Annotated in this window: 6 protein-coding genes and 2 tRNA genes; 4 read left to right on the forward strand and 4 right to left on the reverse strand. The window is 40.3% G+C overall.

Going from position 1 to position 13,517, the window contains the following annotated elements:
- Window positions 1-8 precede the first annotated feature (8 nt).
- Both nrdA and ubiG read right to left on the reverse strand, forming a co-directional pair.
- Complete coding sequence (gene nrdA, locus Xets_RS18620) at window positions 9-2,300, reverse strand: class 1a ribonucleoside-diphosphate reductase subunit alpha (RefSeq protein ID WP_099133651.1); 2,292 nt, start codon at window positions 2,298-2,300, stop codon at window positions 9-11.
- A 429-nt stretch (window positions 2,301-2,729) separates the two neighbouring features.
- Complete coding sequence (gene ubiG / locus Xets_RS18625; protein WP_187652292.1) at window positions 2,730-3,464, reverse strand: bifunctional 2-polyprenyl-6-hydroxyphenol methylase/3-demethylubiquinol 3-O-methyltransferase UbiG; 735 nt, start codon at window positions 3,462-3,464, stop codon at window positions 2,730-2,732.
- 209 nt (window positions 3,465-3,673) lie between these two features.
- On the opposite strand from ubiG, the gene gyrA reads away from it, so the two are divergent.
- Together gyrA and rcsC are read left to right on the forward strand one after the other, a co-directional pair.
- On the forward strand, window positions 3,674-6,298 hold the full coding sequence (gene gyrA, locus Xets_RS18630; RefSeq protein ID WP_187652293.1) for a DNA topoisomerase (ATP-hydrolyzing) subunit A: 2,625 nt from the start codon (window positions 3,674-3,676) through the stop codon (window positions 6,296-6,298).
- Window positions 6,299-6,477: 179 nt separating this feature from the next.
- On the forward strand, window positions 6,478-9,315 hold the full coding sequence (rcsC, locus tag Xets_RS18635) for a two-component system sensor histidine kinase RcsC (protein WP_187652294.1): 2,838 nt from the start codon (window positions 6,478-6,480) through the stop codon (window positions 9,313-9,315).
- 81 nt (window positions 9,316-9,396) lie between these two features.
- Here the strand turns inward: rcsC and rcsB are convergent, their stop codons facing one another.
- Together rcsB and rcsD are read right to left on the reverse strand one after the other, a co-directional pair.
- Window positions 9,397-10,047, reverse strand: coding sequence for a response regulator transcription factor RcsB (rcsB, locus tag Xets_RS18640; protein WP_099133644.1), 651 nt, complete (start codon window positions 10,045-10,047; stop codon window positions 9,397-9,399).
- A gap of 1 nt (window position 10,048) precedes the next feature.
- Complete coding sequence (gene rcsD / locus Xets_RS18645; protein WP_099133642.1) at window positions 10,049-12,790, reverse strand: phosphotransferase RcsD; 2,742 nt, start codon at window positions 12,788-12,790, stop codon at window positions 10,049-10,051.
- A 211-nt stretch (window positions 12,791-13,001) separates the two neighbouring features.
- Here rcsD and Xets_RS18650 point away from each other — a divergent pair.
- A tRNA-Ser gene (locus tag Xets_RS18650) sits at window positions 13,002-13,089 on the forward strand.
- Window positions 13,090-13,095: 6 nt separating this feature from the next.
- Window positions 13,096-13,171: transfer RNA gene (locus Xets_RS18655), tRNA-Thr, on the forward strand.
- The last annotated feature ends 346 nt before the right edge of the window (window positions 13,172-13,517 follow it).

The following is a 13,517-nucleotide window of genomic DNA, read 5'->3' on the forward strand; positions in this document are numbered from 1 at the left end:
TCCTCAAATTAAATCTTACACGCGCCGCCTTCACAATCGGAATCTGCTGACTCAACAACTTCTTCCAGATCACCTTGAACGTCTTCTGCCCCATCACGGGTGTTGTGGTAATACAATGTCTTCACGCCATATTTGTAAGCGAGCAGCAAATCTTTCAGCAATTGGTTCATCGGAACCTTGCCATTAGGGAAACGCGCCGGATCATAGTTAGTATTGGCAGAAATCGACTGATCGATGAATTTCTGCATGATCCCTACCAACTGTAGGTAGCCATCGTTGCTCGGCATTTGCCATAGCAGCTCGTAAGCACCTTTCAGAAGCTCGTAATCTGGTACAACCTGACGCAAGATACCGTCTTTAGATGCTTTCACACTGATATAACCACGCGGTGGTTCAATGCCATTGGTTGCATTAGAGATCTGCGAAGAAGTCTCTGATGGCATCAATGCAGACAATGTTGAGTTACGCAAGCCGTATTGTTGAATGTCACGACGCAGAGCTTCCCAATCCATGTGCAAAGGCTCGCTGGTCAGGGTATCCAGTGTCTTTTTGTAAGTATCAATCGGCAAAACACCTTGTGAATAAGTGGTTTCACCAAACCACGGACAAGCCCCTTTCTCTTTTGCCAGTTCGTTTGAGGCTCTTAGCAGGTAATACTGAATAGCTTCAAATGTTTTGTGGGTCAGATTGTTAGCACTGCCATCAGAGTAACATACACCGTGTTTCGCCAAATAATAAGCGAAGTTAATTACGCCAATACCCAGAGTTCGACGCCCCATTGAGCCTTGTTTTGCGGCGACAATTGGATAATCTTGATAATCCAGCAAGGAATCCAGCGCACGAACAGCCAACTCTGATAATTCTTCCAATTCATTCAGATTTTCGATGGCGCCCAAGTTGAAAGCAGACAGCGTACACAGCGCAATTTCGCCGTTTTCATCGTTAATATTGCCCAACGGCTTAGTTGGTAATGCAATTTCTAAGCACAGGTTAGATTGACGCACAGGTGCAATAGCCGGATTAAACGGACTGTGAGTATTGCAGTGGTCAACGTTCTGAATGTAAATACGACCTGTTGAAGCACGCTCTTGCATCATCAAAGAGAACAATTCAACTGCTTTAATGCTCTCTTTACGGATACTGTGGTCATTTTCATACTGAGTGTACAGGCGCTCAAATTCTTCCTGATCTTCAAAGAATGCATCGTACAATCCCGGCACATCAGACGGGCTGAACAGAGAAATGTCCCCGCCTTTAATCAGACGCTCATACATCAGTTTGTTAACTTGTACACCGTAGTCCATGTGACGAACACGGTTACCTTCGACACCACGGTTGTTCTTCAGTACCAGCAGGCTTTCAACTTCCAGGTGCCACAGCGGATAGAACAGCGTTGCTGCACCGCCACGAACACCACCTTGAGAACAAGATTTCACCGCAGTCTGGAAATGTTTGTAAAATGGGATACAACCTGTGTGGAAAGCTTCACCACCACGGATTGGGCTACCCAACGCACGGATGCGACCCGCATTTATGCCAATGCCGGCACGCTGGGAAACATATTTAACAATCGCGCTGGATGTCGCATTGATAGAATCCAGGCTGTCACCACACTCAATCAGGACACAGGAACTAAATTGGCGAGTGGGTGTGCGAACCCCCGCCATGATCGGCGTTGGCAGCGAAATTTTAAAGGTAGACACTGCATCATAGAAACGACGGATATAGTCCAAACGCGTTTCTTTTGGATAAGTCGAAAACAGGCACGCAGCAACCAGCATGTAGAGAAACTGAGCACTCTCATAAATTTCGCCAGTCACACGGTTTTGTACTAAATACTTCCCTTCCAGCTGCTTGACCGCTGCATAAGAGAAATCCATATCACGCAAATGATCAATAAAACTATCCATTTGCTCGAATTCTTCTTTGGAATAGTCTTCCAGCAAATGTTTGTCGTATTTACCCAGGTTGACCATTTTTACGACATGGTCATACAGTGCAGGTGGCTCAAACTGACCATAGGCTTTTTTACGCAGGTGGAAAATCGCCAGGCGTGCCGCCAGATACTGATAATCAGGAGCATCACCGGAGATCAGGTCAGCCGCAGCTTTGATCATGGTTTCATGGATATCCGATGTTTTGATGCCATCGTAAAATTGAATCTGGGAACGCAGTTCTACTTGTGACACTGAGACATTTTTCAGACCTTCAGCAGCCCAGGTAACAACCCGGTGAATTTTATCAAGATCAATTTGTTCTTTATGTCCATCACGTTTGGTAACTAGCAGACTCTGGTTCATGGGGAAATACACCTTCTCTCTTTTCGTATCCCGCCTATATTGTTCCTTGACCTCTTGACAGCACGATGCCCCCAAGATGGCTGAGTGCCAGTTGGGGCTTAACTACAATTCACTATTGCTTTGCTACTGCTTATTGCGACTTGCTACTACATACTTACTACATCACAAGTTGCTACTACAAGATGACAAGAAACACAATATATAGGGGGTAATTAAAACGGTAATAACAAGATAATGTTATTTTCGGGTTTTATCAAGTGTACAAGATCGAGAAGTTTTGTGGATAACTTGAGGATTAATTCTGGCAAAAAGCCGATAACCTGCGTAGTTACTTGATGTTACTTTCATAAGGCTATCGGCGAAACAGGGAAAATAAAATCTTAAAAATAATATCTAGTTGCCGTTTTATTAATCCCTTAGCTGTCTTTGTCAGACAGATCGTGTGTGCAGCATATAATTCACGTCTACATTATATCCAAGTCGAAATTTGTCTGTTAACGGATTGTAATGTAAACCAATAATATGTTGCTCTTTCAGAGCAGTCTTATCAATCCAACTGATCAATTCAGAAGGTCGAATAAATTTTTTCGCATCATGTGTTCCTTTTGGCACCATGTTCAATATATATTCAGCGCCGACAACTGCCATCAACCAGGCTTTTCGGTTGCGGTTAATCGTTGAAAAGAAAACATGACCACCAGGTTTGACTAATTTGGCACAGGCATGAACTACAGACTCTGGATCTGGCACATGTTCAAGCATTTCCAGGCAAGTCACCACATCATAAGCATGTTGGTGCTGTTCTGCGTGACTTTCTACCGTTTCCTGAATATAAGAAGCGGAAACACCGGATTCCAACGCATGCAAACGGGCAATTTGCAGGGGTTCAAAACCCATATCCAACCCTGTCACTTCCGCCCCCTCACGCGCCATGCTTTCCGACAAGATACCGCCACCACATCCAACATCCAGCACTTTTTTGCCAAAAAGGCCATCAGCACGTTGCAAAATGTAGTTCAAGCGCAGTGGATTGATACGGTGCAATGGCTTGAATTCACCTTCAAGATCCCACCAACGGGAAGCAACGGCTTCAAATTTTTCGATTTCCTGCTGATCCACATTGGCATGGGGTTGAATGTGTGAATCGGGAGTTTTGACGTTCATCAGCAATATCGCTCCTAGGAACTGCTTCACAGCAAACTGGTTCACAGCAAACTGGTTCACAGAAAATGTAACAGTATTATGGGGATGTGTGATAGAAAACTATTATACATACCTTAATCTTGAAATACCCGTGTCAGATTTTTATAAAACTGCCATTTTGTGGTATAATTCTAAGCCTTTGAATTCGGAGTATGAGGGACAGTGGCTCCATGAGCGACATTGCCAGAGAAATCACACCGGTCAATATCGAAGAAGAGCTGAAAAGCTCGTATCTGGATTACGCGATGTCCGTTATTGTTGGACGCGCACTGCCAGATGTTCGAGACGGACTGAAGCCAGTACACCGCCGCGTACTTTTCGCGATGAATGTATTGGGAAATGATTGGAATAAACCTTATAAAAAATCTGCCCGCGTTGTTGGGGATGTTATCGGTAAATATCATCCACATGGTGACGTCGCTGTTTATGACACGATTGTTCGTCTGGCACAACCATTCTCCATGCGCTATATGCTGGTTGACGGTCAGGGGAACTTTGGATCAGTAGATGGCGATTCTGCGGCAGCGATGCGTTATACCGAAGTACGCATGGCAAAAATTGCCCATGAATTGCTGGCAGACTTGGAAAAAGAAACTGTCAACTTTGTGCCCAACTATGATGGCACAGAGCAAATTCCCGAGGTAATGCCAACCCGTATACCCAATTTACTGGTGAATGGTTCATCAGGGATTGCGGTCGGTATGGCAACCAACATTCCACCTCATAATTTATCTGAGGTGATCGACGGTTGTCTGGCTTATATCGATGATGAAAACATCAGCATCGAAGGCTTGATGGAACATATCCCAGGTCCTGACTTCCCGACAGCGGCTATTATCAACGGGCGCCGTGGCATTCAGGAAGCCTACCGTACAGGTCGCGGTAAAATTTATATCCGCGCCCGCGCAGAAATTGAAACTGATGAGAAAAATGGCCGCGAAACCATTATTGTCAATGAAATTCCTTATCAGGTTAATAAAGCCCGCTTGATCGAAAAGATAGCTGAACTGGTCAAAGAGAAACGTATTGAAGGGATCAGTGCACTGCGTGATGAATCCGATAAAGATGGCATGCGCATTGTTATCGAAGTAAAACGTGATGCCGTTGGTGAAGTTGTCTTAAATAACCTGTATTCACTGACCCAACTACAGGTTTCATTTGGTATCAACATGGTTGCTCTGCATCAGGGACAGCCTAAATTACTTAACCTGAAAGATATTCTTTCTGCTTTTGTTTGCCACCGCCGTGAAGTCGTCACCCGCCGGACTATTTTTGAACTACGTAAAGCTCGTGAACGTGCCCATATTCTTGAAGCATTGGCTATTGCCTTGGCGAACATCGATCCTGTGATCGAATTGATCCGCAGAGCTTCCACGCCTGCTGAAGCGAAAGCCAGCTTGATTTCCCAGGCGTGGGAATTGGGCAATGTTGCCTCTATGCTGGCACAAGCGGGTAATGATGCTGCCCGTCCTGAATGGCTGGAACCACAGTATGGTATTCGTGGCGGTAAATATTACCTGACCGAACCACAAGCACAGGCTATTTTGGATCTGCGTCTGCAAAAACTGACCGGCCTTGAGCATGAAAAACTGCTTGATGAGTATCGTGACTTGCTGAAAGCTATCGCGGAATTGCTGTTCATTTTGGAAAGCCCACAACGTTTGATGGAAGTCATTCGTGAAGAATTGTTGGTTATCAAAGGACAATATAACGATGCCCGCCGGACTGAGCTGACTGAGAATTCAGCAGACATCAATATTGAAGACCTGATTAATCAGGAAGATGTTGTTGTTACGCTGTCCCATCAAGGATATGTTAAATATCAGCCTCTGTCCGATTATGAAGCTCAGCGTCGTGGCGGCAAAGGCAAATCAGCCGCACGTACCAAAGAAGAAGATTTCATTGAGCGTTTGTTGGTAGCCAATACTCACGACACTATCCTCTGCTTCTCAAATAAGGGCAAGATGTACTGGATGAAGGTATATCAATTGCCGGAAGCGAGCCGTGGTGCTCGTGGTCGCCCAATTGTCAACCTTCTGCCATTGGATCAAAACGAACGTATTACAGCTATTTTACCAGTGCGTGAATATGAAGATGGGCTGAATATTTTCATGGCAACAGCTAGTGGTGTTGTTAAGAAAACCAAGCTCAGCGAATTTAGCCGCCCACGCAGTGCTGGTATCATTGCCGTGAATCTGAATGAAGGGGATGAGTTAATCGGCGTTGACCTGACAGATGGCAGCAATGAGGTCATGCTGTTCTCTGCACAGGGTAAAGTCGTTCGTTTCCTTGAAGAAGAGGAAGAAACGCTAGAAGATGGTACTGTTCGCATAAAAGGTGTACGGGCAATGGGACGTACTGCAACTGGGGTTCGTGGTATCAAACTCAGTGAAGGCGATAAAGTTGTTTCCCTGATCATTCCTCGTGGGCAAGGAGAAATCCTGACCGTCACTGAAAATGGTTACGGCAAGCGTACCGCCGAAAGCGAATATCCGACGAAATCCAGGGCTACCCAAGGTGTCATTTCCATCAAAGTCAGCGAACGTAACGGCAATGTGATCGGCGCAATTCAAGTAGAACCCACTGATCAGATCATGATGATTACTAATGGAGGAACATTAGTACGAACCCGTGTTTCTGAGGTCAGTGTTGTTGGCCGCAATACCCAAGGTGTCACCCTGATCCGCACAGCCGAAAACGAAGAAGTCGTTGGCTTACAGCGCGTAGCTGAACCAGATGATGATGACGAAAATGACAATGTAGCAACGCCTTCTGATGAAAGGAATAGTGAATAAAAAAGTAGCGCGTTAAAAGAGAGTAAATCACAATAGAGCAGGCATTTAAGTGCCTGCTTTTTTTGTTCAATTTTTTGACGAAGAATTAGCAAGATGCAAAATGCTACTTTGTATTCCCTGCTACACTAGTATATGCTGTAAGCAGTTATTATTAATCATATATTTCATCAGGCGATCTCTTGAGATATTTATCTTCTTTTCGGACGTCATTAAAGATATCACGTTATCTTTTTCGGGTGCTTGGATTTATGCTATGGGCGCTTGGAGCCTTATTAACCAGCTTTTATTTGACAAGTCTTTTTAATGCACTCAAATCTGATATTCGTCAAGAATATAATGCCAACTACGATATAGCCTTTTCACATATACGACATATCGCTAATATCTTGCGAGATATTCAATTTATGGCGGAAAAGCGTTTATCACAAGATAATGATAAAAATCAAACAATCGTCCCGCATAATAACGATATTCTCTCGTACATTCCTTTGAATGAGAGTTCCGATTGTGAACTATTACGCAGAACCTCACATAATAGTTTATATTCATTAGACCAGTTGATTGCATTTTGGAGAGAAAATGCTGCCGCTATACGCAGTATAAATCAGACTTTTTTCATTGGAGTAAAAAGCCAATGCATGGTGAACTTTTTCCCTCATAACAATATCACAGAACCTGATGCACTAAAAAAAATGATCTACGAGAATACCCGCAGGTTGATCAACATGAGAGAACAAAACAATGAAAGAGCGCTCTTTTGGATCCAACCTAACCCCAAAGCGGATGGTGGTAATCTTTATGTTTTTACGCCTATTTATATTAATGGACATATGACAGGGATCATAGGTATCGAAAAATCTATCAGGCTAGAATCTTTTTTACAAAAAAGGGAGCGGCCTGTTACAGTCATGATGCTAAACGAATCAAATCAGCCCGAATTGCAATTTCCGATAAAAACTAATAATAAACCACTCGTTGTAAATCCCAACTCACAGCCGATGTATTTTGGTTACGATGAAAATTTTACCAGCCTGGTATTAATGCGGAATTTATCCCCCTCTTCATTACGTATTACCTATTCATTGCCGCTAAAACATATTTACGATGAACTGAAAGTCAGTGCAATTAATAGTATCATCTTGAATATTATTTCTGCGATTGCGATTATCTTTTTCGTTTGGCTGTTTGAGCGTAAAATGTTTTCTCCAGCCGAAGAGAATGCTATTCGCCTTGAAGAACATGAGCAGTTTAACCATAAAATTGTCGCCTCTGCCCCTGTGGGGATAAGTATTTTAAGGATCAATGATGGTGTTAACATCCTGAGTAATGAGTTAGCACATAATTATACTCGGATGTTGACGTATGAAGATCAAAAACGCATTGTTGATATCATTTGCGATAAAACCAGTAGCTATATTGATGTCGTCACCAGCAACAATAATCATTTGCAAATTAGTTTCGTACACTCACGTTATCGTAATGAAGAGGTCGCAATCTGTGTACTGATAGATGTCAGCACCCGCGTAAAAATGGAAAAATCTTTGCAGGAGATGGCCTCAGCAGCAGAACAAGCTAACCAGGCAAAATCAATGTTTCTTGCCACAGTCAGCCATGAATTAAGGACACCACTTTATGGCATTATTGGTAATCTGGAGTTGATGCAGTCTCATACATTACCTCCAGAATCTGCCCGATTGCTGGCAACAATGAATAATTCATCATCACTATTGCTGAAAATTATCAGTGATATTCTCGACTTCTCAAAGATAGAATCCAAGCAATTGAAAATTGAACCCAAAGATTTCAGTTGCAAAGAGATCCTATCACATGTGATTTCAAACTACCTTCCCCTGATTGCCAAAAAAGGCTTAGGTTTGTACTGCTATATTGAACCAGATGTCCCCGATATCATCCGCAATGATCCTGTAAGGTTACAACAAATTATCTCCAATTTACTGAACAATGCGATCAAATTCACGGCATCTGGCTATGTTGTCATTGAAATCAGCTCAAGGCATGGCTATCTATATATCAGCATTAAAGATACCGGGCTTGGGATCGAGGATAAATTACAATTTCAATTATTCGAGCCCTTCTTTCAAATCAGTGCTAATAAAAAAAGTTCCTCACAAGGTACAGGGTTGGGGCTGGCTATTTGTGAAAAACTTATTAATTTGATGGATGGTGATATTGAATTTGTCTCACAAAAATATGTTGGCAGTATCTTTTCTATCCGTCTCCCTTTATATGGTGTGAAATACCATGCCAAACAATTATCCAACCAGCGGACTCAAAAGAGGATTCTGTTAAATATTTACAATGATTTTTTGGAAAAATATTTGCAAAATTTTCTTACACAAAATCATTTCCAAGTAGTCCTCTATGACGAAAGCCAACTAGATGGCACAGAAATACTCATTAGTGATCGAACTCATAAAACGAATATTTCTGTATGTTACTTTATAGAAATTTCAGAGAAACATATCGGTTCACCAGAACAAATTAGAGAAAATTATTGGTTATATAACACTTATGAACTGAATGAACTGGATAATATGCTGGATAATCTCCTGGCAGAACAAACTTTCTTGCCAGATATTTCTATATCAACAATCCCTGTTACAGATAAAACCGTCCAAACTGATATTTGTTTAAATACAGTTAAAGTATTGGTCGTTGATGACCACCCTATTAATCAGAATTTACTGGTCAACCAATTAAACTCAATAGGGTTTAGTGCATCAACGGCTAATGATGGTATTGAAGCTATTGAATATCTTAAAAACAATTCACCCGATATTATTCTAACAGATGTTAACATGCCAAATATGGATGGCTATGAACTTACCCAATACTTAAGGGACAAAGGTTATACCAAACCCATTATCGGTATTACTGCCAATGCACTGGCAGAAGAAAAACAGCGTTGTGCTAATATGGGCATGAATGATTGCCTGTCAAAACCGGTATCATTGGCTATATTAAAAGAAACATTAATTAAATATAGTGATATTTAAACTCATACATATTGAGCTATGAATGATGGATAATCGGTAACTACTGCTACCGATTATCCATTAGAAAAGATAATACATTGGTTAGTTATCAATATCTTTATCGATAGTGACAGAAGATAAATAGTTAAGCAATGCGATATCGTTATCGACCCCCAGTTTTATCATGGCTGATTTCTTCTGACTACTAATTGTCTTAATACTACGATTAAGTTTTTTGGCAATATCAGTAACAAGAAAACCTTCAGCAAATAAACGTAGGACTTCGCTCTCTTTAGGAGATAAACGTTTATCTCCATATCCATTGGCATTAACCTTTTCAAGTAACTTGGAAACACTTTCAGGCGTAAACTGCTTCCCCTTTTGCAAAGCAGAAAGTGCTTTAGGCAAATCTGTTGGTGCTCCTTGCTTTAACACGATTCCCTCAATATCAAGCTCAAGTATAGCACTTAAAATAGCCGGATTATTGTTCATTGTAAGAACAATGATTGCCAATGTTGGGTAATGACGTTTAATATATTTTATCAGGGTGATACCATCACCATATTTATCCCCAGGCATTGACAAGTCTGTTATGAGAACATTTGCTTCTATATGTGGCAAGCTATTAATGAGCGTCGTTGAATTTTCAAATTCACCGACTACATTAATCCACTCAATTTGTTCAAGTGACTTGCGGATGCCAAACAAAACGATGGGATGGTCATCGGCAATAATGACATTAAGGTTATTCATATTATTGGTTACCTTGCTGCAACAGCTTTGTGATAAAGGAATCAATGAGGCTGATGCTATTTTTGATTTCTACTTCATTATTGTCTGCTATGTGTTTTTCCAACGCCTCACATGATGACCTAAGAAATTTCAAATCCAACATAGCAAACGCACCCTTAAGGCGGTGTACCGTTTGCGAAAGTGATATCAAATCATGTCGTTCTATATCAATATACAGTCTGGTAATGTCCATAGGTACTGTCTCTATAAACAATTTCCTGTAGTCGCTGTTTGCCAACTGAGTTTGATAACTTCTGAGGATATTGCCAATACTGCTATCAACATTATCAATTAAATCAATATATTTAATTAAATCACCTGCTGGTTTAGAGATGTCATAAATTTCTCTGGATCCATCTAAACTGAAATTTTCTTCAATCAGAAACGATATTGCATTGATAACATCATCAGCAAGATTGTAATTGCACTGAACCATTCCTGGCTTCAACTGCTTAAATCCTGCTAAGCTCCCCACTAATAATATAGTTGGTTTTTCCTGTTTGTACTGCTTTTCTTCTTTGTACTGCCTATCCGTAAGGATAATATCGTACTCTTCCGTAATGCCCTCTTTTCTTTTATCAAAATATACTGCACCATAATTATTGAGATAAGTATGGACGATTTTGCTGATCTCAGGGTTATGGATATCAATTAAAACCGTGATCCCTTCCAAAAGTTGGGGAGTCTCGCTATTTTCATCATGTTGCGATAAGAGCAAATTGATAACATAATGCGTTCCCAGCCCCAACTTGCTTTTAATATCAAGGCTTCCTCCCATTCTTTTACTCAACTGATTACATAAATAAAAAGTCATGTCAGAATGGGTAGAGTACTTATCTTCCACTGATTGGTTCAGAAAAGGATAATTTAAGCTGGTTAGATCTCTTTCACTTAAACCAGTGCCACTATCCATCAACTCAATCTGAATATGGTTGTCATATTTACCTGAGCTATTAACAACCAATGATATTTTACCATAACTGGTCGTCGTTATTGCATAATTAAACAACAATGTAACAATTTTACTTAATGCAACCTCATCTCCTATGAATAAAGATTCACGAGAAATATTAAAGTGATAATAAACCCTCAAACCTTTGGCATTTAATATCGGCAAAGAGACTTTCAAAATATCTTCCAACCGTGAAGATAGGGAAAATATTTCATTATCTGGCTGCCAATCCCCCAGTTCTAATTCATTGAGTAACGAAATGTTTTCAAGCCATTCAGTGATATATTTTGATTTATCTAATAACTTGTCCAATAACTTTTGCTCATTTTCATCTTGTGATAATAGCTGCAATTGGTTGGCAATATCATTAATATTATTAATGGGATTTTTTATTTCATTATTAATATTTGAAAGCATAGAACGCCTGCTCTGAATACTTTTATCATATTCCCGATGGGCAAATTGCAATCGCTTACTTGCCATGAATTCCTGATCTTTGTCTTGTAGTAAAAATAAGTAAGTTTCTGGTAATAAGCCATTGTTATATATTTTTACTTCATAAACTGCTTCATCAATGGATGCCTGAATTACACCATGATGTTGTTGTGCCATTGCCATAACTTTATTCAAATCCAGATGAGGCATCAACTGCTCTGCAACTTTATTAATTATCATTATCTGATTTGATTCAAAATCATAAACAACGACTCCAATAGGAATATTAGAGATAATATCCCTATTTAGGGCATCTTTAATTTTCAGTTCATGATCCATGGAAGCATTCGGTGCAATATATCGCCTACGGATATAAAATAACCCACTCAAAGAAAACAGAAAGAAAAGCAATATAGAAAGCAAAAGCCAGACATTCCTGAGCAACAAATCTACAATCAGCGCCTTCAGTGGGACTTGGTAAATCAATTTATATGGCACGACATCAAGAGGCTGAGAAAATTCTAGCCAAAAACCGCTCAATGAAACCTCAACTTTATCGGAAGTCTCAGGTTCATGTAAGTTGAGCGTATTCAAACGGAAATTTGCTGGCGACATATCAACCGGCAAAAGGTTATTAATGGGTAAATCAAAAGCAATAATAGTGGTTAATTGCCCTGTTGCATTAAATGCAGCTTTATAGGTGTAGAAATAAATATTTTCACTACGCAATACATTAATGGAGGAAATGCTCTCTTTTTCCTCCAAAGTGGAAGACTGATCCAACATCTCGGTGCGTTTGGTTTCAGGGTTCAGAGTCAGATAGCTCTCTTTGAATCTGATTTCTGGTTTTAAAATCGGATAGGTGGTTATCAATAACAAATTATTATCTTGCCCATTGAGGTAGTACATAGACAAGTATTCATTATGAGGCCCCCAGAGAATATCCAAATAGCTAGATAAGTACTGAGCAAGCTGGACACTCGAGTCGTTATATTGACCAAAAATAATGGCATCAACAGACTGATAACGATTTTCTAGCCAATAGACATCGGGACGCAATTTAAACAATGGCGTATTCTCCTGAGAGGAGATTGGCAGAGTATTTGACTGCTCAAAAATATGACTTGCATGGTAACGATAATCTTTAATCTGCAATCTCATCTTAGCGGTTACACTACTGATAGCATATTTTTTCTCCATCAACCAAATATCAAAATAGTTATACCCGAATAAAAATAGAGACGTAAAAAGCAAAGTAACAAATAACGCGTAAAAACGAGGAATAGCGGATGGCTTGATAGGTGGTTGTTTATACATTCTTTGGATAGTTGCCTTTAGTATGAATATATTTTGGTCAATTCGATATCAACCCGTCGATAAATAAGCCGGTGTACTGTGCTTAATATTAGCAGGTTAGCGAATAAAAAGGCCATTACAGATCGAAGATTGAGCAAACAGTAAAAAAACATAATTTTTTTTCTTTAGGGGCTAGACACATCAAAATGATATAGGCATAATCTCGCGCCATGGAAGGATGGCCGAGCGGTCGAAGGCAGCGGTCTTGAAAACCGCCGATGGGAAACCATCCTAGAGTTCGAATCTCTATCCTTCCGCCAAATTTCGCCGGCTTAGCTCAGTTGGTAGAGCAACTGACTTGTAATCAGTAGGTCACCAGTTCGACTCCGGTAGCCGGCACCATACAAGAACCCGTTATTTCCCGTAACCAATCGGTGAAATAGCGGGTTTTTACTTTATACACCCAACAAAATCTCCCGCATATATTCCCTGTCTATCTTCTCAATTTACTACTTTATTGGCCTGGTTATCTGACCTCTCATATCCAAACGACAAAGTCCTTTGACATACTAATAAATTATGTTACTCAACAAAGAAGTTTCTGATTGCTTTTTAACTTAATATGCTTCTGTTTTCTCCTTTTTACATAAATTATACATATCGATAACGGATTATAAGCACCACCCAATGTGTAATTATTTGTTTACACCTTGTGTACTATATATTTGACAGACATAAATCAATCATT

It is taken from the genome of Xenorhabdus sp. TS4, assembly GCF_014467265.1.
Classification (GTDB): Bacteria; Pseudomonadota; Gammaproteobacteria; order Enterobacterales; family Enterobacteriaceae; genus Xenorhabdus; species Xenorhabdus ehlersii.

Coding starts and splice junctions, on each gene's coding strand:
- nrdA (WP_099133651.1), bottom strand. CDS start 2,300: ATGAACCAGAGTCTGCTAGTTACCAAACGTGATGGACATAAAGAACAA.
- ubiG (WP_187652292.1), bottom strand. CDS start 3,464: ATGAACGTCAAAACTCCCGATTCACACATTCAACCCCATGCCAATGTG.
- gyrA (WP_187652293.1), top strand. CDS start 3,674: ATGAGCGACATTGCCAGAGAAATCACACCGGTCAATATCGAAGAAGAG.
- rcsB (WP_099133644.1), bottom strand. CDS start 10,047: ATGAATAACCTTAATGTCATTATTGCCGATGACCATCCCATCGTTTTG.
- rcsD (WP_099133642.1), bottom strand. CDS start 12,790: ATGTATAAACAACCACCTATCAAGCCATCCGCTATTCCTCGTTTTTAC.